The organism is Burkholderia sp. USMB20, assembly GCF_000949135.2.
Classification (GTDB): domain Bacteria; phylum Pseudomonadota; class Gammaproteobacteria; order Burkholderiales; family Burkholderiaceae; genus Burkholderia.
The window spans coordinates 341,390-362,487 of record NZ_JTAN02000019.1; the positions used below are offsets into that span (position 1 = coordinate 341,390).

A 21,098-nucleotide genomic window follows, 5' to 3' on the forward strand; every position below is an offset into this window, starting at 1 on the left:
CTCATCATCCTTCGATTCGCCCGACCCCGGACCCATCATGAACGACTCGATCGAACCCGTCGCCCCGCCGCCCGCCGCCGAAGCGGCCACCGCCGTGCCGTCCGCGCGCGCGGCGCCGCGCCCGACACCCGCCGGCCCGCCGCGGCCGCAAGCTGGCCGTGCCTGTCGCGGCCATCGCGCGCTGGCCGCCGCGCTGCTCGCGCTCGGCATCGTGCCGCGTATCGATGCACGCGCCGCACAGCGTGCACAGGTGGCCGAGCAACAGGCGCTGCCGGTGTCGGTCATCGTGCCCGGCGCGGCGCCGGCCGACCAGACGCTGACGTTGCCCGGTTCGGTGGCGCCGTATGCAGACGCGTCGATCTACGCGCGCACGAGCGGCTACATCGCGCACTGGAGCGTCGATCTCGGCACGCACGTGAGGGCCGGCCAGACGCTCGCGCAGATCTCGGCGCCCGATCTCGACGCGCAGTTGCGCCAGGCGCGCGCCGACGAAGCGAGCGCGCAGGCGAACTACGACTACGCGAAATCGACCGCGCAGCGGTGGCAGGACATGCTGAAAACGCAATCGGTGTCGCAGCAGGACACCGACACGAAGGTCGCCGACATGAACGCGAAACGCGCGATGCTCGCGTCCGCGCAGGCGAACGTCGCGCACCTTGCCGAACTCGTGTCGTACGAGTCCGTCACCGCGCCGTTCGACGGCGTGATCACCGCGCGCAGCGTCGACGTCGGCACGCTGGTCACCGCGGGCGGCACGCCGGGCAGCCCGGGCCTGTCCGGGGAACTGTTCCATCTCGAACAGACGGACACGCTGCGCGTGTTCGTCGACGTGCCGCAGGACAGCGCGACCGGCGTATCGACCGGCACGCCGGTCTACCTGACGACGCCGCAGTATCCGGGGCGGCGCTTTGCCGCGCGTGTCGCGCGCAGCGCGGGCGCGATCGATCCCGTCACGCGCACGCTGCGCGTCGAGATCGACGTCGACAACCGCGACGGCGCGCTGATGCCCGGTGCGTATGCGCAGGCGCATCTCGTCGTGGCGAGCGCGGCGCCGGCGCTCGACCTGCCGGTCAGTGCGCTGTTGTTCCGCCCGAACGGCGTGACGGTCGCCACCGTCGGTACGAACGGGCGAACCGTGCTGAAGACCGTGCAGATCGGGCGCGATTTCGGCACGCGCGTGGAGATCGTCGCGGGGCTCGCGGCGACCGATCGCGTGATCGACAACCCGGGCGATGCGATCACGGCCGGCGAAGCCGTGAAGATCGTGTCGACCGTGCGCGCCGCGGCTCCGGTGGCCGCTTCTTCCGCTTCGTCCGCTTCGTCCGCGCAGACCGCGCAAACAGGGGCGGCGGCCATTGCCAGCGACGTGCCGCCGCTGCGCGCGGCCGACACCGCGCCGGCCGCGTCGACGCCCGCTCCTGCGCCCGCCCGCGGCTGACCCATCGACGACGACTCACGAGATACCTGCCATGCGCCTTCCTCACCCGCTCCCGTTCGCCCGCCACGCCGTCGCGCTCAGCGCCGCCACGGCGTTGGCCACGTTGACCGCGTGCTCGACGTTGCCACCCTATTCGCCGCCCACCGTCACGGTACCCGCGCACTACGCGGGCGCACCGGCCGCGCAGGCCGGCTGGCACGTCGCGATGCCGGCCGATGCGGCCGCGCGCGGTGCGTGGTGGACCGTGTTCGGCGACGCCGACCTGAACGCGCTCGAAGCGCGCGTCGACGTGTCGAACCAGACGGTGAAGAAAGCCGTCGCCGATCTGCAACAGGCACGCGCGATGGTCGACTACCAGCACGCCGGGTTTCTGCCGACGATCACGGCGGGTGTCGCGCAGAGCCGCGCGCGCGTGTCGCAGAACCGGCTCGGCTCGTCGCTCGCCGGCAAGACGACACCCGACTATCAGGCCGGCGTGGCCGCGAGCTGGGAGCCCGACGTGTTCGGCCGCGTACGCGACGCGGTGACGGGCGCGCAGGCGAACGCCGCGGCGAGCACGGCCGACCTGCAGGCCGTGAAGCTGTCGGTCACGGCGGAACTCGCGAGCGATTATTTCGCGCTGCGCTCCCTCGACACGCAGAAGCAGTTGCTCGATGACACGGTGCATGCATACGCGGACGCGCTGACGCTGCTCAAGCAACAGCTCGCGGCCGGTGCGATCGATGCGTCGGCAGTCGCGCAAGCCGAGACGCAGCTCGAATCGACGCGCACGCAGGACACCGACATCGACGCGTCGCGTGCGCAGTTGCAGCACGCGATCGCGACGCTCGTCGGCGAAAGCGCGTCGACGTTCGCGCTGCCGCCGCGCGTGCAGGCGTTCCACGTGCCGGCCATTCCGGCCGGCGTGCCGTCGGAACTGCTCGAACGGCGGCCCGACATCGCGGCCGCCGAGCGCCGTGTGGCGGCCGCGAACGCGCAGATCGGCGAGGCGCGGCCCGCGTTCTTCCCGATCTCGTGCTGTCGGCGAGCGCCGGCCTCGAGAGTTCGTTCTTCGCGCCGTGGCTCGCCGCGCGAGCCTGTTCTGGTCGCTCGCCGCAACTTGCCGGCACGCTGTTCGACGGCGGTCGCCGCAGCGCATCGCTGCGCGGCGCACATGCGCAGTACGACGGCGCGGTCGCCGATTACGGCAGACCGTACTGTCGCGTCCAGCAGGTCGAGGATCAGTTGTCGACGATCGATGCGCTCGCGTCCGAAGCCGGCAGCCAGCAGCGCGCGACCGACGCGGCCGACCTGTCGCTGCGGCTGACGACGAATCGCTTCAACGCCGGCGCCGTCAGCTATCTGGACGTGGTGACCGCGCAGACGATCGCACTGACGAACCGGCGCACGGCCGATCAGATCGACGCGCGCCGGATGGAGGCCGCGGTCGGGTTGTTGAAGGCGCTGGGCGGCGGCTGGCAGGCGAGCGCGGATGAGGAATCGAACACCGGCACGCACGAACGCCCGGTCGCCGCGTTACCCGACTCCGCAGTCACGCAGCCGACGGCCGGTTGAACGTGAGCACGAAGCGCGTGCCGCGCGCGTCGCTTTCGACCTGCGCGGTGCCGCCGTGCAGTTCCATCACCGAGCGCACGATCGCGAGGCCGAGCCCGGCCGTGCCGCCCGGCACCCCGCCGCTGCGGGCGGGATCGCCGCGCACGAACCGGTCGAAGATCCGCGGCAGCAGCGCGGAATCGATCGGCTCGCCCGGATTCGCGACGACGACGCGCACCGCGTCGGCGGCGTCATCGACACTGAGCGTAATGACGCCGCCGGCGGGCGTGTAACGCAGCGCGTTCGCGAGCAGGTTGCCGACGGCGCGACGAAACAGCTCGACGTCGGCGGTCAGCTGCCCCCGCCCTTCGACGCGCAACGTCGAGCCCGCTTCGTCCGCGAGCCCCTCGAAATACTCCGCGATGCGCTCGAGTTCGTCGTGCACGTCGAACGCGCGCTGCCGCGTGACGAAGCTCGGATGCTCGGCGCGCGCGAGAAACAGCACGTTCTCGATCATCCGTGCGAGACGATCGTATTCCTCGAGATTCGATTCGAGCAGCGCCTGGTACTCGTCGGCCGCACGCGGCCGCGCGAGCGCGACTTCCGTGGCGCCGCGCATGTTGTTCAGCGGTGTGCGCAGGTCGTGCGCGAGATCGGCGCTGAATTGCGACAGATGCGCGAACGCTTGCTGCAGGCGGCCGAGCATCGCGTTCTGCGCATCGACGAGCGCGCGCAGCTCGCTCGGTGCACGCGACGCGTCGAGCCGTGTATCGAGCTTGTCGATGGTGATCCGGCCCGTGTTGTCGACGATCTCGCGCAGCGGCGCGAGCGCCGTGCGGATCAGCCAGTAGCCGAGCAGCAGCGCGAACAGCGCGCCGAGCCCGCCGGCGATCTCGAGCCGGTCGCGGTAGCCGTCGAGCAGGTCGGCGCGGTCGTGCATGTTGCGCGCGATCGCGATGCGGATCGGCGTGCGGTCGCCGAGCGCGGCCTCGATCACGACGCCGCGCATCGGCGTGCCGTTGTCGGCCGTCCACGTGACCAGCCGGTCGGCCGTGATCCGCTCGTCCGCCGGAACCGGCGCCGCATGCGGCGCGAACAGCTGCGCGTCGGCCAGCGGAACCGACGCGGCGGCAGGCGCATCGTCGAGCGCGGCGAGCCGCACGTTGTGGCGCGCGAGCACGTCGCCGCGCGCATCGACGGCGGCCATCGACAGCGCCTCGTTGCCGAGCACCTGGCTCGTCAACCGCTCGGCATGCGTGCGGACTGCATCGAGCGACTCGAGCTCGCCCGCGAGCCGGCGCGTGTGGCGCGCGGCCAGCACGATGTCGAGGTCGTCCTGCGTGTTCACCTGCCGTTCGAGGCCCGCATACACGTATGCGCCGACCAGCGCGAACGCGGCGAGCGTGGTCGCGGCGAACGCGAGCGCGAGCGTCGCGGCGAGCGAGCGCGGCCGCGTCATGCGTCGTCCTTCGGTTCGAGCACATAGCCGACGCCGCGCACGGTATGGATCAGCTTGACCGGAAACGCGTCGTCGATCTTCGCGCGCAGGCGCCGGATCGCGACCTCGACGACGTTGGTGTCGCTGTCGAAATTCATGTCCCACACGTACGATGCGATCTGCGTGCGGCTCAGCACCTCGCCCTGCCGGCGCGCGAGCAGCTGCAGCAGCGAGAATTCGCGCGGCGTCAGGTCGATGCGCGTGGCGCCGCGCTTCACGCGGCGGCGCACCACGTCGATTTCCAGATCGCCGACCGCCAGGTGTTCGGTCTCGCGCGGCGGCCCGCGACGCGCGAGCGTGCGGATGCGGGCAAGCAGCTCGACGAACGCGAACGGCTTCACGAGGTAGTCGTCGGCGCCGAGTTCGAGGCCGTGCACACGATCCTGCACGTCGTCGCGCGCGGTCAGGAACAGCACCGGCGTCGTATGCGTGTCGCGCAGCCGCTTGAGCACGCCCCAGCCATCGAGCACGGGCAGCATCACGTCGAGCACGATCACGTCGTAACGCTCTTCCTGCGCGAGCGTCAGCCCTTCGCCGCCGTCCTTCGCGAGATCGACGCTGAAGCCCGATTCCTCGAGCCCCTTCTTCAGGTACGCACCCGTCTTCGGTTCGTCTTCGACTATCAGGATACGCATGGCCGGCTCCGTCGCTTTCGTGATGACATCCGGCGATGTTACCGGCAAACGGCGACAAGGGATCGCTGCGTGCGGGCGCAAACGCCATTGATTACAAAACGGTAATCGGGCGGTCAGCGTAGCGTGCGGTTGCGAAGCCGTGCACGGCGGAGTGGGTAACCTGCATAAACCCTCCGCCACATCGCCATTCCAGCCGCTAGAGCGTCGCCTTCCTCTGCGTAAATCTAAGGACCAGATAACGGTATGAGAATTTCTTGGTTCTTGGATGCGTTCCACATCCCGAAAATACGAGCTCCCGACAACCGGGCGCGCGATGTGCCGCCCCGCGTCGCTCAAACAACGTTCCTCTTTCCCATGTTCAGCAGATCGTTTCGCACTACGTCGGGCCACGCGCTGTGCGTCGCCGCCCTCCTTTCCGTTTTTTCCGGCGTCGCCCGCGCGGACAGCACGCTCGATCGCATCCATCAACGTCACACGATCACGATCGGCGTGATCCTGTCGGGCCCGCCGTTCGGCTCGCTCGATCCCGCGACGCAAAAGCCGGTCGGCTTCAACGTCGATCTGGCGAACGACGTCGCGAAACGACTCGGCGTCGACGTCGAGCTGACACCGGTTCAGCCGTCGAACCGCGTGCAGTTCCTGCAGCAGGGCAAGGTCGACGCGCTGATCGCCAACATGGAGCTGACGACGGAGCGCGCGGAGATACTGTCGTATGCGCCGACGCCGTTCGAATCCATCGGCGGCGCGCTGATCGCGCGCAAGGACAGCGGTATCAAGTCCTGGGCCGACTTGCGCGGCAAGCCGGTCTGCGTGTCGCAAGGCAGCAACTACACGAAGCCGCTCGCGACGGAATACGGCGCGCAGGTGAAGGCCTTCCGCGGCCAGCCGGAATCGCTGCTCGCACTTCGCGGCAACAACTGCGTGGCCGCCGTGCACGTCGCGCCGACGTTGCGCATGCTCGTCGCGCGCAACCCCGACTGGAAGGACTACACGACGCCGCTGTCGACCGACCTGATTCCGTCGCCGGCGGTGATCTGGGTCCGCAAGGGCGAGACCGACACGCAGGGCGCGCTCGACCGGATCGTTCAGGATTGGCACCGCAGCGGCTGGCTGCTCGACGTCGAGCGCAAGAACGGCATGACGCCGTCGCAAGCCGTGCTCGACCTGCACGCGAAGCTCAAGGCGCAGCGCACATGACGGTGGCCGCCGCGGTCGATGCGCTCCGCAAGTTCGGCCTCGATTACAGCTTCGTGCTCGCCGCGGACGAACGCGCGTCGTTCGTGCACGGGATGGGGGTGACGCTCGAACTGTCGATCGCGACCGCGGTCGGCAGCCTCGCCTGCGGCGTCGTGCTCGCCGCGCTGCTGGTATCGCCGAGCGCGGCGCTCGCGCGCCCCGCGCGCGCATTCGTCGAGGTCACCCGCAACACGCCGACGCTCGTGCAATTGTTCTGCGCGTTCCTCGTCGTCAACATGCTGATCAGCGCCGCACTGCGCAATTTGGGCGGCAATCCGCTGACGCCGTTCATCTGGAGCGTGATCGTGATCTCGCTGCACAAGGGCGCGTTCCATGCGGAAGCGCTGCGCGCCGGCCTCGAAGCGGTACCGCGCGCAACGCTCGAGGCCGCGCAGTCGCTCGGCTACAGCCGCCGCCAGCGGCTCTGGCACGTGCAGCTGCCGCTCGCGATACGCTTCGCGCTGCCCGCGCTCGTCAACAACCTGGTCGATCTCGTGAAGATGACGACGGTCGCCTCGGCGATCGCCGTCGGCGACGTCACCTATGCGTCGATCATGATCTGGACGCAGCGCGACAACGTGCTCGAGTTGATGATCCTGATCCTGCTCTTCTTCGGCGCGCTCACGTTCACGGTCAACCTCGCGGGACGTTGGCTGGAACACCGCCTGAGGATACCCGGCTATGGCCATTGACATGCACGCGCAGCCCGCGCGCCTCGTGCGATGGCGCGCCGTCGCGGCAACCCTGGCCGCGCTGGCCGTCGTCGCGCTGGCCGTCGCGGGCCGCCGTCACCCGACCCTCGTCGCGCTCGCCACGTGGCTGCCGGCGCTCGGCAAGGCGATGCTGATCAACATCGGCATCAGCGCGATCGCGATCGCGATCGGCACGCTCGCCGGCCTCGTACTCGGCCCGCTGACGCTGTCGCGGCTCGGCATCGCGCGCGTGCTGGCGCGCGCGTACGTGCAGTTGTTCCGCAACGCGCCGCTGCTCGTGCTGATCTATTTTTCGACCTACGTGTTCCCGTTCGAAATCAGGTTCGGCCATGCGTCGCTGCCGTTTCCGGACTGGTTCAAGGTAACGCTCGGTCTCGCGCTGCCCGCGAGCGCGAACTTCGCGGAAATCTTCCGCGGCGCGATCCAGTCGATTCCGCACGCGCAGTGGGACGCCGCACGCTCGCTCGCGTTCAGCCGCGCGCAAGTGTTCCGCTGGATCATCCTGCCGCAATGCGTACGCCGCATGCTGCCGCCGTGGATGAACCTGTATGCGAGCATCGCGATGGCCACCGCGCTCGCGTCGCTGGTCGGCGTGCACGACCTGCTCGACACCGCGCAGGTCGCGAGCAACACCGTCGCGCGAGCCGACTTCACCGTCGTCGTCTATTTCACGGTACTCGGCCTGTTTTTCGCGTACTGCTACCCGATCGCCCGTTTCACCCGCCTTCTCGAAAGACGTCATGCATTCCACTGAAACTCCGCGCGGCGCGGACGAGCCGCTCGTCCGCCTGCGCGACGTGCACCTGTCCTACGGCACGACGCCCGTGCTGCGCGGCATCGATCTCGACGTGCACCGCGGCCAGGCCGTGTCCATCATCGGCCCGTCCGGCTCCGGCAAATCGACGATCCTGCGCTGCATCACCGGGCTGTTGCGGCCGCAGCGCGGCCTGATCGAGGTCGACGGCACGCGCGTCGACCTGCTCGCATCGGAGCGCGACGAAATCGCGCTGCGCAAGCGGGTCGGCTTCGTGTTCCAGCAATACAACCTGTTTCCGCACCTGAGCGTGCTCGACAACCTCGTCGTCGCCCCGGTCCGGATTCTCGGCCGCGATCGCAACGATGCGGTGCGCACCGCACACGCGCTGCTCGAACGCGTGCGTCTCGCGGACAAGGCGCACGCCTACCCCGGCGAGTTGTCGGGCGGCCAGCAGCAGCGCGTCGCGATCGCCCGCGCGCTCGCGATGCAGCCCGACCTGATCCTGTTCGACGAAGTGACGTCCGCGCTCGATCCGGAAACCGTTGGCGACGTGCTGTCGGTGATTCGGGATCTCGTGCGCGACGGCATGACCTGCGTGCTCGTCACGCACGAGATGCGCTTCGCAGAGGAAATCAGCGACGTCGTCTATTTCACCGAGGCGGGCGTGATCGTCGAGCACGGGTCGGCCGCGCAGCTGTTCCGCGCGCCGCAAAGCACGCGCACGCGGGCCTTCCTCGCGCATGCGCTCGGCCCGGCCGGCAGCCCGCACGCAAGCCGCGACAGCGCGCCGGTCGCACTCGACCTGACGCGCTTCGCGGTCTGATTCAGCGCGCTGCGTAGCGGCTCGGCGGGCGCGCGAGCCCGAGATGGTCGCGCAGCGTCGTGCCCTCGTATTCGGTGCGGAACAGGCCGCGCCGTTGCAGTTCCGGCACGACCTGCCCGACGAATTCGTCGAGTCCGCCCGGGAAATACGGCGGCATGATGTTGAAGCCGTCCGCGGCGCCGCCGTCGAACCATTCCTCGAGCGCGTCGGCGACCTGCGTCGGCGTGCCCCACACGATCCGGTGCCCGCGCGCGCCGGCGACGAGATAGTAGAGTTCGCGCAGCGTGAGGTTCTCGCGGCGCGCGAGATCGGTAAGCAGCTTCGCGCGGCTCTTCAGCTGATCGGATTCGGGCAGGTCGGGCAGCGGGCCGTCGAGCGGATACTTCGACACGTCGTGGCCGAGACGGTCGGACAGCAGCGTCAGCGCGCCCGACGTATCCGTCCATTGCTGGAGCTGCGCATACTTGTCCTTGGCCTCCTGCTCGGTGCGGCCGATCACCGGAAATACGCCCGGCATCACGGCAAGCGCGTCCTCGGCACGGCCGTATGCCGCGAGCCGACCCTTCAGGTCGCGATAGAAGGCCTGCGCTTCCTCGAGCGTCTGCTGCGCGGTGAACACGACTTCCGCGGTGCGCGCGGCAAGCTCCTGGCCGGGGCCCGACGAGCCGGCCTGAATCACGACCGGATGGCCCTGCGGCGGGCGCGACGCGTTGAGCGGCCCCCTCACGTTGAAGAAGCGTCCGGCGTGATCGAGCGTGTGCACCTTCGCCGGGTCGAAATACACGCCGCGCGCCTTGTCCCTGACGACCGCGTCGTCGTCCCAACTGTCCCACAGCCCCTTCACGACATCGACGAATTCGCCGGCCATCTCGTAGCGCTGCGCGTGATCCGGATGATTGCCGCGCGTGAAATTCGCGGCGGTGCGGTCATACGAAGTCGTCACGACGTTCCATGCCGCGCGCCCGCCGCTCAGGTGGTCGAGCGATGCGAACACGCGCGCGATATGGTAAGGCTCGCTGTACGTCGTCGACGCGGTCGCCGCAAGGCCGATGTGCCGCGTATGCATCGCGAGCGCCGACAGCAGGCTCATCGGCTCGAAGCGCATCGCCATCGACGGATGCGCGTCGGGGCCGCTCGTCAAGCCGTCGGCCAGGAAGACCATGTCGAACTTCGCGCGCTCGGCGGTCTGCACGACGCGGCGCAGCAGATCGAAGTTCTCGCTGCCGGATTCGGCATCGGGATGGCGCCAGCCGGCGACGTGGTGTCCTGCGCCCTGGAGGAACAACCCGAGGCGCATCTGGCGGCGGGAAGGTGTGCTGCGTTCGGTGCTCATGATTGAAGCGACGTAAAGGTGTGGAAAAGTCGGGCAAGATCGGCCGTGCTTCGCATCGTATCGATCAGTTCCGGGACGAACGCGAGTGCGGGATCGTGGGCGGTCGCGTCCGCGAACTTCGCGGCAAGGTCGTCGGCACCGACGAGGCGTTCGGTGCGTTGCCGAAGCGTGTCGCCGTTGCGCAGCGCAATCTCGACGACCGAGAAACGCGTCGCGGGATCGGTCGACGCGCGCGGCGCCGCGGCATCGTGGCGCCGCGTCACGCGTGCGGCGAGCGCGATCAGGTCGTCGCGCACGGGCACGTCGGCGAACGTCGCGACGCCGGGCGGCCCGTCCGTCAGTGCGGCCGCCACCGCGTATTCCACGCTGAAGCGCGCTTCGAGGCCGGTGGCCGGCAGTCGGTCCGACAGCGGCGTGTCGCCGCCCGGCGGGAACGTGACCACGATGCCCTCGATGTCCGCCGGCGCGATGCGGTGGCGCTCGCGCAGATCGAGCGCGGCCTGCACGGCGTAATGGGTTGCCGTGCAGCACGGCCACGGCTTGAAGTACAGGCCGGGCGACACGATCTGCCACGGCGCGCCCCAGTCGGCCAGCACGCGCGCCGGCTGCGACGCGCCGCCGCCGAACACGGCGAAGAATCCTTCCGGGCCGTCGAGTGCGCCCGGTGCGCCGGCCAGTCCGGCCTCGGCGAGCGCCATGGCGAACAGCCCCGCGCGCGCGGCAAGGCCCGCGTGCAACGGCTTGATCTCGCTGCCGAACTGCAGGCGCAGCCCGGCCGATTGCGTCGCGGCGATGCCGAGCGCGTTTTCGGTGGCCGCCGCATCGAGCCCGGCCAGACGCGCCGCGGCGGCGGCCGCGCCGAGCGTGCCGAGCGTCGCGGTGTTGTGGAAACCGAGTTCGTAGTGGCGGCTACCGAGCGCGAGACCGATCCGCGCCATCGTCTCGACGCCGACGACGTATGCGTCGAGCAGTTCGAGCGCGCTGCGTGCGCGCACCTGCGCGAGCGCGAGCAACGCCGGCAGCAGCACGGTGCCGGGATGGCCGCGCACGCTGCTGTGCACGTCGTCGTAATCGAGCGCATGGCCTGCATAGCCGTTGAGCAGCGCGGCATGTTGCGGCGACGCCGGTATCGCGCTGCCGATCACCGCTGCGGCGCCGGCCGAATCCCGACCGCACGCCGCCAGCAGCTTGCGGTAACCGTTGTCGCGAGCGCCGGCGAACGCGGCGGCAAGGAAGTCGAGCAGGCCGCACCGCGCGGCAGCGATGGCGGGCGGATTACGCGCGGGCTCGGCGCACGCGATCGCTGCGGCCAGCCGGCGCGTGACGTCGCCGGCCGTGCCGTCGGGATTCAAGTGGGGAGACATGTCAGCCGTTGGAAAATCGCGAAATGCCGCAACGGGCGGCGCAACCGGGAACCTTCCGGTTCCTGCTCGCATGGGAGCGTTGGATACTAGCGAAGCATGCTTGCGTGCCCAACCAAGTATTCGAGCTTTCGATATCGCGTATTCAGCGTTGCTTGAACGGAGGTCGACGAGTTCGCTGCCATGAGCGGTTCCCGGTAAACAGTGCCGTCGTGTGAGCGAGTTTTCGGCGGACTGACCCGGGCCCGGGCCCACCAAACTGCCGCGGTTGAAAGTGAAAAATTCTGGCATGGCGTTTTTATCAACGACTGGACCGCTGCCGAATTGATGCTAAAATTGATGCACAAAGGCATCAACGGAGTCATCATGCGTACTACTGTTACCGTCGACGACGCGCTCTATGCGCGCGCACTCGAACTCGCCGAGCCGGGCACGTCGCCGGCCGACCTGTTCCGGGCTGCACTCGAAACGTTCGTGCGTGTCCAGGCCGGACAACGCCTAGCCGCGCTTGGCGGTCGCGCGCCGGACATGCCGGATGTGCCACGCCGTAACCCGGAGGCGGCTACCCGATGAGCGTTCTGATCGACACATCGGTCTGGGTCGAGCATTTCCGGCGACCGCTACCAGCGCTTATCCAGCTGCTGCGTGTCGATGACGTCTTGACGCATCCATTGGTGATACTCGAGCTGACGTGCGGGACGCCCCCCGAACCGCGGGCCCGAACGCTGGGAGATCTCGCGTTATTGCGCCAAACGCGGCTCGCGACGCCAGCCGAAGTAGCGGACTGGATCGAGCGGGAACGGCTGTATGGGCGCGGATGCGGCGCAGTGGATTGCACGCTGCTGGCGTCGGTGCTGTTGACCCCGAGCACTCGGCTCTGGACGCGCGATCGGCGGCTCGCCCAACTGGCGGAGCAATTCGGGGTTCATTACTTACCGCCTCACCTGCGTTGAGCGAAGCCAGTGCCTATGGCTTCCAGTTCGGTGTCTCCCCCACGTCAGGCTCTATTGCCGCTTCTTGAGTCGCTCCTTCGCATCGCCGAATGATGCCTGTGTCTTGCCGACGATCTGTTCGGCCTTGCCCGTCAATCTGTCCGTTGGACTTCCCACGACCTTGCCAACCAGCTCCTTCAGTTTGCCCTTTGCTTCCCTGAGGCGGCCCTTTACCTGATCTTTGTTCATGAGTTTCTCCTTGAGGCTGACGGGTGCGCGAACTGCGAATGCCGATCCGGCACGCTGAGCGAATCGCGATGAAAACGTCGGTGCAGGCACGGCGCTTGCGACGGCTGAAGCGTTCGCGCTTGTGACCAGCGAGTTGACGGTCGAAGGCTGGACGCTCGCCAGGCTCGCGCGTCTGTAACGGGTGCCGGAGGCAAGGCAGGCTGTGGCCACTCGTTGCCAATCTTGCGGAGGAAGCATGAATATCGTCACTAGCGCCGGCCCGCTGGTTTCGCTGATCGCCGGCATTCTCATCCTCGTGGTACCGCGCCTGCTGAATTACATCGTTGCGCTCTACCTGATCATCATCGGGCTGCTCGGTCTGTTCGGCGGACGTATCCATTGAATTGACATGACCACGAGATAGCCGGTTACGGACGCGCATCAGTCCATCGTGACGCCATGCTTGCGTTCACGGCGGCGGACACCGCCAGCGAAATGAGCAACACCTATGCCGTCTGCACGTGGATGCGTAACCGAGAAAGACGACGACATGGCGCGTCTTTCCTTGACGCAATGACTCGCCGCCTCTGCGCCGGGCGGCCTGATGCGGAAAACCGTGATCCCGACGAGTGCGCGCCTTCTCGCAACGCGGTGCAGGGGCTTCCCTTCGGATAGATGTGATATTCGACCCGGCATCGCATGGCGGGAACGGGTAATACTCACGCCCCGCGATCGCAAATTCGATTCCCCTGGTCAGACTTTTCCCCGTTTCCCTCCATTTCGTTTCAATTCGATGTAAGTGTTCCTTTGTCGGATCGGAACCGAAATGACGAGTGCGCCGTACACCTTGTCCGCGTGTGCGTACGCTTCGCGTCATCATGCTCTGCACTCCTTCCCTTTAAGCGTCGCACTGTGCCTCGAAGCGATTGCATGTCAAATCCGCAGCGACGATGACGTCGTGCGTGCGGCCACCGGATGGGTGCTGGCTGCGAAGCGACGCGGGTGGCGTGGTTGACATAGCAACGAAGCGCTGCCGCTCCGTTTTGGGAACGAATCGTGCGCGTTCTCGGGTATTGAATGGAGGACAGCGCTATGAAGCCCATGACCATTGCAAACCGCCGGATTCTGGCGACACTCGTAGCAGGCGGCGCACTCGTCGCGGCCGGCACGGCCTTCGCGCAAACCTACGTCGTACCGCCACCGAGGTACGAGGAGCCCGCCCCGGCGCCGGGTGTGTCGGTCACGATTGGCATGCACGGCGACCGCTACTGGGACGGCCATCGTTACTGGGAGCACGAGGCGTGGATGCATCGTCATCCGCGTGAACGTGATCCGTGGCGCGAACACGAACACGAGCATGAACACATGCACGAACACGAGTATCGTGAATAGTGAAGTGCGGCCACCAGAAGCGGCAGAGGCCTCTCCAGCTTGACACGCTCGTTGCTTGCGCACGGACTTGCCTGATCGCTTCGGACCATTTCAGTCCTGGTTCGTGCGCACGGCGATTCGCCGTCCACCGCGTTCGCTGAACAACCTGCCGAAGGTCGAGCAACCGGCGCGCGTGGTGGGCATGCACGAAAGTGCCTGTCTCGCGCGTTTCGCGGCAACCTCGGACCGACGATATTCGATTCTCCGCGGTACGAGCGCCTGCGAATCGCGCGGTCTCAGCCGGATTGGATCCGACGTCGCCCGCCGTTGCGTCACGCACTCACGACGATCGCGTGAAGTAACGCTGTGCCAGGGCGACCCAGTAGCGAACGCCGGCCGGAGTGATGTCGTCGTTGAAATCGTACGTCGGGTGATGCAGCGCCGGCGCGGCCGCTCCCGCCGGCGCGTTGCCGATCAGCACGTACGCGCCCGGGCGCTCCTCCAGCATGAAGCCGAAGTCTTCGGACGTCATGTTCGGCGGCACGTCGGGGTGAAGCCGCTCGTCGCCGAACGTGTCGCGAATCACAGCTTCGCAGAGTGCGGTCTCGGCCGGCGTGTTGACCGTCGCCGGATAGTACTGAAAGAATTCGATGTCGACTTGCGCACCATAAGCCGCGGCCAGCCCTTCGCACACGAGCCGGACGTCGCGCTGCAGCTGTTGCTGCAATGCCGACGACAGCGTGCGGATCGTCCCGCGCAACTCGGCGTTGTCCGGAATGACGTTGTCCGTCGTGCCCGCATGGAACATGCAGACGGAAATGACGGCTGGGTCCACCGGATCCTTGTGCCGCGCGGCAATGGTCTGACACTGCAGCACCATCGAACAGGCGAGCGGCACGGGGTCGATGCCCAGGTGCGGCTGCGCCGCATGCGCGCCCTTGCCCGTCACCGTGATCCTGAATCGGCAGCCGGCGGCCATGATGGCGCCGGTGCGCAACCCGAACTGCCCGGCCGGCAAACCGGGCCAGTTGTGCATGCCGAACACGGCTTCCGTCGGACATTGCGCGAACAGCCCGTCGTCGATCATCTTGCGCGCGCCCGCGCCGCCCTCTTCCCCGGGCTGAAACACGAAATGCACGGTGCCCGGCAACTGCGGCAGGTCTTTCAGGATGCGCGCGGCGCCGAGCAACATGACGGTATGCCCGTCATGCCCGCACGCATGCATGACGCCTTGCGCGCCCGATGCGTGCGCGAAGTCGTTGGCCTCCTGGATCGGCAACGCATCCAGGTCCGCGCGGAGCACGATTCCGCGGCCCCGGTCCGCACCCGGCAGGCTCGCGACGACGCCCGTGCCGCCCAGCCCGCGCGACACCGCATAGCCGAGATCTTCAAGCTCGCGGGCGACGACGTCGGCCGTCCTGTATTCCTCGAACCGCAACTCGGGATGCGCATGCAGGTCGCGACGCAAGGTCGCCCAGTGTGCGCAATGGGCTTTCAGGGACGTCTCGGGGAAATCGGGATTATCCAATGTCGGCACCTTCGGAAAGTAGACGGCTTCCATTCTGTACTGCCTCTGCACTCGCGCGCAGCGGCTGCGTCAATCGCCAAAACCCACGATCGACTTGACCTCCATGTACTCCTCCATCCCTTCGATCCCGTACTCGCGGCCGTTGCCCGACTGCTTGTACCCGCCGAACGGCGCCTGAGGATCCCACGACGGGTAGTTCAGATGGACCTGACCCGAGCGCAGGCGCGCGGCCACCGCGCGCACGCGTTCCTTGTCGGTGCCCTGCACATGTGCGCCGAGCCCATAGACCGTGTCGTTCGCGATGGCGACGGCCTCGTCGACGGTATCGTAAGGCAGGATCGCGAGGACCGGACCGAAGATCTCCTGCTGCGCGATCGCCATGTCGGTGCGGACGTCGGAAAACACGGTCGGCCGCGCATAAAAGCCGCGGTCGAATCCCGCCGGCCGCCCGGGACCGCCGGCGATCAGTTTCGCCCGTTCGTCGAGGCCCGCGTCGATCATCTGCGCGACCCGGCCGAACTGCGCGCGATTGGCCAGCGGACCATGCGTCGTCGTGTCGGCGAACGGATCGCCGACGACCAGCTGCTGCGTCGCCGCGACGGCCAGCGCCTCGACGCGGCCCAGCACGCTGCGCGGCACGATCATCCGGGTCGGCGCGCTGCACGACTGGCCCATGTTGCGGAACGCGGCGGCAACGCCCGGCGCGATGGCGCGCGACAGGTCCGCATCGGGCAATATGATGTTCGGCGACTTGCCGCCGAGCTCCTGCGCGACGCGCTTGACGGTCGGCGCCGCGGCCTGCGCGACCAGCACGCCGGCACGCGTCGAGCCGGTGATCGACACCATGTCGACCTCCGGGTGCGACGCGAGCGCCGCGCCCACCTCGGTTCCGCTGCCGCTCACCAGGTTGAACACGCCGGCGGGCACGCCCGCATCGGCGATCACTTCGGCAAACAGCAACGCGCTGAGCGGCGACAGCTCGCTGGGTTTCAACACCACCGTGCAGCCTGCCGCGAGCGCCGGGCCGACCTTCGCCGTGATTTGATAGATCGGCCAGTTCCACGGTGTGATCAGCGCGCACACGCCGATCGGCTCGCGCACGATCGCGGTCGTCCCGCGCCGTGTCAGGAACGGGTAACTGGCCAGATTGTCGCGCGCGACGCGGATATGTTCGGCCGCGAGCGGCACATGAGCGCCGCGTGCGTAATTGATCGGCGCGCCCATTTCCATCGCGAGCGCGAGCGCGAACCGTTCGGCACGCTCCAGCATCAACGCGTGAACGCGGTCGAGCAGTGCGGCGCGTTGCTGCGGCGAAGTCGCGGCCCAGCGCGCGAAAGCATTGCGCGCAGCCTGCACCGCGCGGTCGGCGTCGCGTGCATTGCCGAGCGGGATCTCGCACAGCGTGTCTTCGGTGGACGGGCTGACGACCGCGAACCGGTCGCCGCCGTCAGGCAAGACCCAGTCGCCGTCGATGAAGAAGCGCTCCAGCCTGCCGGCTTCCATCAGGTGACGAACCGGTGAATCGATGGGTGAATGCATTGCGGGGTGTCCTTGAATCGATACCATGCGCCGGCGAACGGCGGAAGCCCGGAGGCCGCCATCGTCGTCCGCGAGACGGCCTCACACTAGAAATCGGCAACCTTGCCCCAGGCGGAATCGGCGAACCGGCCCGGCTGATACGGTACCGGGTCCACGATCGGCGGCGCGCCGATGGCGAGATCCGCGATCAGGTGACCGGCGCCGGGGCCGATGCCGAAACCGTGTCCGGAAAAGCCTGCCGCCAGGATCAATCCCGGCACGCCCGGCACTTCGCCGATACCCGGGACGCCGTCCGGCGTGCTGTCGACGTACCCGGCCCATGCGTGCGTGATCGTGGCTTCGCGCAGTTCGGGCAGCAGTTCGACGGCACGACGATAGGTTTCGGTGACGGTCGGCATGTCGGGCTTCGGATCGAGGATGCGCACCGCCTCCATCGGGGTCGGCGCATCGAGCCGCCACCGCTTGAGCGTTTCGTGGCCGCCGCGCATGCCCTCGAGGCCGCCCGGCAGCAGATTGCGCCAGCGCTTCGCGAACATCGGCACGAACTGCGGGGCGAACCGCAGGAACTGCGGCGTCACGTCCACGCGCGCGCGGCCGCTGATGGCCAGCGCGTAGCGTCCGTCGTCGCGGCGCGTGACGGACACGCCGGAGGTGTACAGCGCGTCCGGCAAGCGCTGTTCGACGGGCGACACGCTCAGGATCGACTGACGGATCGACGCCTGCGGAAAGCGGATGCCGAGCTGGCGGCAGAACGACGACGCCCACGCGCCGCCGGCGAGCACGACCGTCTTCGTCCTGATGACGCCGGCCTCGGTGACCACGCCGCCGACGCGCCCGCCCTCGAGTTCGATCCCGCGCGCAGCACACTGCTGGTGGACGCTGCCGCCCAGCTTCATCAGTGCAGCCGCCACGGCCGGCGCGGCCTTGCCCGGGTCGGCCGTGCCGTCGGTCGGCGAGAACACGCCGCCCTTCCACTGCCGGCCCGTCACGCGCCCGCGCTCGCCGGCCTGCTTGCTGTCGAGCATGTACGTCGTCACGCCCGCGGTCTTCGCGAAGTCGCCCCAGCTGGCCCAGCGGGACAGCTCGGCCTCGTCGTTGCTCAGATACAGCAGCCCGCAGCGATGAAAGCCCGTGTCTTCGCCGGATTCGGCGGCGAATCGTTCCCACAGGTCGATGCTCTTGCTCGCCATCGGCAATTCGCGCGCGTCGCGGTTCTGCTGCCGGCACCAGCCCCAGTTGCGGCTCGACTGCTCGGCGCCGATGCGGCCCTTCTCGACCAGCGCGACCGACATGCCGCGCCGGGCGAGGTAGTACGCGGTAAAGACGCCGATGATGCCGCCGCCGATCACGACGACGTCGGCCGAGGCCGGCAGCGTGGGCGAGGTTTCGATAAGGCGCAGCGGAGGGGACATGGTCAGTCTCGTTCGGTGGATACGTGGACGTTCTGCACGACGTAGAATTTCGCCACGCGCTCGCTGCTTTCCCACCCGATCGACGCGCCGCGCGGCACGAACAGCGCGTCGCCGGCGCCGAGCGACAGCACGCTGCCGTCGGGCGCCGCGAACCGGACGCCGCCGGCCAGCAGGAGCATGAATTCGTTCACGCGATGCGGGCGAACGATCCGGTGATACGGCGTCGAATCCCACGTGCCCGCGCAGTACCCGGCGCCGTCGTCGACGAACACGTTGTCGCTGCGGCATTGCGGCGCGGGGCCGAGCAGGACCTCCGGCGGCAGCGTCGCGGACGGCTTGAAGTCGGCGTCGGCGCGCAGCGCGAACACGCCGCGCTGCGTCGGTGTCGCGCACGCGGCCGCGCAGAACGTGAACAGCACGCGCGATGCCGCGGTGACGCGCAGCGCCGTGCCGCCGCCGATCACGGCCCCTTCTCCCGGGCCCAGCACGAGCGGTGCGGCGCCGGCCGCTTCGAGCGTCAGCTCGCCTTCGATGATCGCGATGGTTTCGATGTGCGGAAAGCTCGCCACGTCGAGTTCGCCGGCGAAGGCGATACGTCCGGCGGCCATCGCGTCGGGCCCTTCCCAGGCGATCTCCCGATGTCGCGCGAACGGATCGTTCGCGCCGAACGCCTGCTGGCGAAACGCGGTTGACGAAGGTGCGCCGTCGGCACGGTGCAACACGAAAGCTGCGGTCATTTCTGCTCCTGTGCAATGCGCGGCGGCCGGGTTGAAAACCGTCGCGCGATATCGGAAAGGGTCGTTCGCCGGCGCGCTCGCCGGCCATCCGTCAGGCGTGCCCGTCGCCGTTGCGCCTACGCGGCGTGACACGACGCTGCGCGGCGCTCGGTGTGCGGGCGCATCGAAGACGGCCGCGCAGGCGTGCCCGGCCGCGCGACCACGTAATCGCGCGGCGTGATCCCGAGTACCCGCCGGAAATGCCGGCACAGGTGGCTCTGATCGAAGAAGCCGACCTCGGTCGCGACGACCGACGGCGCGAGGCCGGCGCGCAGCAAGTCCTGCGCACGCCGCACGCGCACGAGGCACAGATACCGGTGCGGCGACAACCCGACTTCGCCGCGAAAGCGTGCGGTGAAACGCGACACGCTCAATCCGGCCACCGCCGCGAGCGTGTCGAGGTTCAGCGGCTGCGCGAATGACGCATCGATCGTGCGCAGCACGTCGCCGATCGCCGGCGATACGGGCTGCGGAACACGCGGTGCGCGAGGCGTCGCGCCTTCGTCCGCGTCGTGGAACAGGGTGACCATACTCGCCGTCCTCATGCGGCCGCCTGCGCGGCAGTGCGCGGCGCGGCGCCGGGCGCGCCCGGCCCGGCCATCGTGTCGCCGCCGGTCCCGTCGCGGCGGCCGTTGCCGGCGGCGAGCGGGCAAACGAATCGTGCGGTCATATCCAATCCTCCGGGGGCAGTCGCTTCAGTGCAGGAAATCCTGGATCCGGTAATACGCGCCGACGATCGGCAGAAACCACGCGTGCCCGAAATGGCCGGGCATCGCCGGCCATTCGAGGTCGCGCCACGGATTCGACGCGGCGGCGCCGTACAGCACGTCGGCCATCACGCGGCCCATGTGCACCGACATCTGCACGCCGTGGCCGCTGTAGCCCATCGAGTAATAGAGCCCGTCGTGCTGGCCCGCGCGCGGCAGCCGGTCGGCGGTGATGTCCACCAGCCCGCCCCAGCAGTAATCGAGCCGCACCTTGGCCAGTTCCGGGAAATACTCGGCCATGCCGGCGCGCAGGATGTCGCCGCTTTTCGCGTCGGAGCGCGGGCTCGACATCGCGAAGCGCGCGCGGCCGCCGAACAGCAGCCGGTTGTCGGGCGTCACGCGGAAGTAGTTGCCGATCTGGCGCGACGTCACGTAGGCGCGGCGCTGCGGGAACAGCCGGTTCAACTGTGCGTCGGGCAGCGGCTCGGTCACGACGATGAAGCTGCCGACCGGCGCGATGCGCCGCCGGAACCAGCCGAACGGGCCGTGCTGCGATGCGCCGGTCGCGACCAGCACGCGATCGGCGACGATCCTGCCGCGCGTGCAGGTGATCGCGTGGCGCTCGCCGTCGAGCCGCTCGAGCTGCGTGACGGCCGCATGCTCGTAGACGCGCGCGCCGGCGCGTACGGCCGCCTGCGCAAGCCCGACGCCGAACTTGCCCATGTGCATCTGCGCGCCGTTGCGCTGCAGGAGTCCACCGTAGAAACCGTCGGAAGCGACTTCGTCGCGAATCCGCGCCGGCTCGATCAGTTCGATGTCCGGATCGACATCGCGGCGCAACGCGTCGAAGGTCTTTTCGAGCCCCGCGAAGTGCTGCGGCTTCGCGGCGAGCTTCAGCTTGCCCGCCCGCCGGAAATCGCAGTCGATCGCGTGCTCGGCGACGATCGTCTCGACGCTCTTCACCGCGCTTTCGTACGCGCGATAGAACTGCTTCGCCGGCTCCGCGCCGATGCGCGCGGCCAGCGATGCGTAGTCCTGCGCGACGCCCGTATTGCACTGGCCGCCGTTGCGGCCGGACGCTTCGCCCGCGACCTGCGCGGCGTCGAGCACGACCACCGATACGCCGCGCTGCGCGAGCGCCAGCGCCGCCGACAGGCCGGTGAAGCCGCCGCCGATCACGACCACGTCGGCGCGCCCTTCGACGGGCCCTTCGCAGCCGGCGCGAAACGCGGGGCGGGTATCCAGCCAGTACGATTCGAATTTCATCGGTTCCTTCTC

At 68.5% G+C, this 21,098-nt stretch carries 20 protein-coding genes and 2 pseudogenes; 10 read left to right on the forward strand and 12 right to left on the reverse strand.

The features are described 5' to 3' along the window. Positions 1 to 37 precede the first annotated feature (37 nt). Both PL79_RS26090 and PL79_RS26095 read left to right on the forward strand, forming a co-directional pair. Positions 38 to 1,438 (forward strand): annotated as a pseudogene (locus tag PL79_RS26090) (efflux RND transporter periplasmic adaptor subunit). A 31-nt stretch (positions 1,439 to 1,469) separates the two neighbouring features. After that, positions 1,470 to 2,992, forward strand: a pseudogene (locus tag PL79_RS26095) (efflux transporter outer membrane subunit). On the opposite strand, the gene PL79_RS26100 reads toward PL79_RS26095, so the two are convergent. Together PL79_RS26100 and PL79_RS26105 are read right to left on the reverse strand one after the other, a co-directional pair. Next, the gene (locus PL79_RS26100; protein WP_044844254.1) at positions 2,970 to 4,430 is read right to left on the reverse strand and encodes a heavy metal sensor histidine kinase; all 1,461 of its coding nucleotides are present in this window, start codon (positions 4,428 to 4,430) and stop codon (positions 2,970 to 2,972) included. The pseudogene PL79_RS26095 and the gene PL79_RS26100 overlap by 23 nt on opposite strands. Then, positions 4,427 to 5,104, reverse strand: coding sequence for a heavy metal response regulator transcription factor (locus PL79_RS26105; RefSeq protein ID WP_027786146.1), 678 nt, complete (start codon positions 5,102 to 5,104; stop codon positions 4,427 to 4,429). Before PL79_RS26105 ends, PL79_RS26100 begins: the two co-directional genes overlap by 4 nt. A 354-nt stretch (positions 5,105 to 5,458) precedes the next feature. Here PL79_RS26105 and PL79_RS26110 point away from each other — a divergent pair, with 354 nt between their 5' ends. Genes PL79_RS26110 through PL79_RS26125 form a run of 4 tightly spaced genes read left to right on the forward strand, consistent with a single transcriptional unit; the run spans position 5,459 to position 8,633 of the window. Continuing rightward, positions 5,459 to 6,301, forward strand: a complete 843-nt coding sequence (locus PL79_RS26110) for a transporter substrate-binding domain-containing protein (RefSeq protein ID WP_044844255.1) — start codon at positions 5,459 to 5,461, stop codon at positions 6,299 to 6,301. Next, positions 6,298 to 7,032: an amino acid ABC transporter permease gene (locus PL79_RS26115; protein ID WP_044844256.1), complete on the forward strand. Its 735-nt coding sequence runs from the start codon at positions 6,298 to 6,300 to the stop codon at positions 7,030 to 7,032. The genes PL79_RS26110 and PL79_RS26115 overlap by 4 nt, the downstream gene beginning before the upstream one ends. Beyond that, complete coding sequence (locus PL79_RS26120; protein WP_082088471.1) at positions 7,022 to 7,807, forward strand: amino acid ABC transporter permease; 786 nt, start codon at positions 7,022 to 7,024, stop codon at positions 7,805 to 7,807. The genes PL79_RS26115 and PL79_RS26120 overlap by 11 nt, the downstream gene beginning before the upstream one ends. Next, on the forward strand, positions 7,794 to 8,633 hold the full coding sequence (locus PL79_RS26125) for an amino acid ABC transporter ATP-binding protein (protein ID WP_044844258.1): 840 nt from the start codon (positions 7,794 to 7,796) through the stop codon (positions 8,631 to 8,633). The genes PL79_RS26120 and PL79_RS26125 overlap by 14 nt, the downstream gene beginning before the upstream one ends. Position 8,634: 1 nt before the next feature. Here the strand turns inward: PL79_RS26125 and PL79_RS26130 are convergent, their stop codons facing one another. Next, positions 8,635 to 9,966 (reverse strand): LLM class flavin-dependent oxidoreductase, encoded by a 1,332-nt coding sequence (locus PL79_RS26130; protein ID WP_044844259.1) that lies wholly within the window; start codon positions 9,964 to 9,966, stop codon positions 8,635 to 8,637. Next, entirely contained in the window at positions 9,963 to 11,618 is a 1,656-nt protein-coding gene (locus PL79_RS26135; RefSeq protein ID WP_235879335.1) for an MmgE/PrpD family protein, read from the reverse strand. The genes PL79_RS26130 and PL79_RS26135 overlap by 4 nt, the downstream gene beginning before the upstream one ends. A 75-nt stretch (positions 11,619 to 11,693) precedes the next feature. On the opposite strand from PL79_RS26135, the gene PL79_RS26140 reads away from it, so the two are divergent. Together PL79_RS26140 and PL79_RS26145 are read left to right on the forward strand one after the other, a co-directional pair. After that, complete coding sequence (locus PL79_RS26140) at positions 11,694 to 11,900, forward strand: type II toxin-antitoxin system VapB family antitoxin (RefSeq protein ID WP_044844336.1); 207 nt, start codon at positions 11,694 to 11,696, stop codon at positions 11,898 to 11,900. Beyond that, positions 11,897 to 12,280: a type II toxin-antitoxin system VapC family toxin gene (locus PL79_RS26145; protein WP_044844261.1), complete on the forward strand. Its 384-nt coding sequence runs from the start codon at positions 11,897 to 11,899 to the stop codon at positions 12,278 to 12,280. The genes PL79_RS26140 and PL79_RS26145 overlap by 4 nt, the downstream gene beginning before the upstream one ends. 51 nt (positions 12,281 to 12,331) lie before the next feature. Here PL79_RS26145 and PL79_RS26150 read toward each other — a convergent pair whose 3' ends face one another. Then, positions 12,332 to 12,508, reverse strand: a complete 177-nt coding sequence (locus PL79_RS26150) for a CsbD family protein (RefSeq protein WP_044844262.1) — start codon at positions 12,506 to 12,508, stop codon at positions 12,332 to 12,334. Between the two features lie 235 nt (positions 12,509 to 12,743). Between PL79_RS26150 and PL79_RS26155 the strand changes: the two genes are divergently transcribed. Together PL79_RS26155 and PL79_RS26160 are read left to right on the forward strand one after the other, a co-directional pair. Next, a complete protein-coding gene (locus tag PL79_RS26155; RefSeq protein ID WP_082088472.1) occupies positions 12,744 to 12,890 on the forward strand; it encodes a DUF3096 domain-containing protein in 147 nt (48 codons plus the stop codon). A gap of 689 nt (positions 12,891 to 13,579) precedes the next feature. Then, positions 13,580 to 13,879 (forward strand): hypothetical protein, encoded by a 300-nt coding sequence (locus PL79_RS26160; RefSeq protein ID WP_044844263.1) that lies wholly within the window; start codon positions 13,580 to 13,582, stop codon positions 13,877 to 13,879. Positions 13,880 to 14,198: 319 nt separating this feature from the next. On the opposite strand, the gene PL79_RS26165 is transcribed toward PL79_RS26160, so the two are convergent. The 7 genes from PL79_RS26165 to PL79_RS26190 form a co-directional block, all read right to left on the reverse strand. Next, entirely contained in the window at positions 14,199 to 15,419 is a 1,221-nt protein-coding gene (locus PL79_RS26165; protein ID WP_442861572.1) for a M20 aminoacylase family protein, read from the reverse strand. A 36-nt stretch (positions 15,420 to 15,455) separates the two neighbouring features. Beyond that, on the reverse strand, positions 15,456 to 16,925 hold the full coding sequence (locus PL79_RS26170) for an aldehyde dehydrogenase family protein (RefSeq protein ID WP_044844264.1): 1,470 nt from the start codon (positions 16,923 to 16,925) through the stop codon (positions 15,456 to 15,458). A gap of 86 nt (positions 16,926 to 17,011) precedes the next feature. Beyond that, positions 17,012 to 18,337, reverse strand: coding sequence for an NAD(P)/FAD-dependent oxidoreductase (locus PL79_RS26175; RefSeq protein WP_044844265.1), 1,326 nt, complete (start codon positions 18,335 to 18,337; stop codon positions 17,012 to 17,014). A gap of 2 nt (positions 18,338 to 18,339) precedes the next feature. Then, positions 18,340 to 19,074 carry a cupin domain-containing protein gene (locus PL79_RS26180; RefSeq protein ID WP_044844266.1) on the reverse strand — a complete coding sequence of 245 codons (735 nt, stop codon included), beginning with the start codon at positions 19,072 to 19,074 and terminating at the stop codon, positions 18,340 to 18,342. 116 nt (positions 19,075 to 19,190) lie between these two features. Continuing rightward, positions 19,191 to 19,643, reverse strand: a complete 453-nt coding sequence (locus tag PL79_RS26185) for a helix-turn-helix domain-containing protein (protein WP_044844267.1) — start codon at positions 19,641 to 19,643, stop codon at positions 19,191 to 19,193. Between the two features lie 11 nt (positions 19,644 to 19,654). After that, positions 19,655 to 19,783, reverse strand: a complete 129-nt coding sequence (locus tag PL79_RS36935) for a hypothetical protein (RefSeq protein ID WP_268906936.1) — start codon at positions 19,781 to 19,783, stop codon at positions 19,655 to 19,657. A gap of 25 nt (positions 19,784 to 19,808) precedes the next feature. Next, on the reverse strand, positions 19,809 to 21,086 hold the full coding sequence (locus PL79_RS26190) for an NAD(P)/FAD-dependent oxidoreductase (RefSeq protein ID WP_044844338.1): 1,278 nt from the start codon (positions 21,084 to 21,086) through the stop codon (positions 19,809 to 19,811). Positions 21,087 to 21,098: the final 12 nt, after the last annotated feature.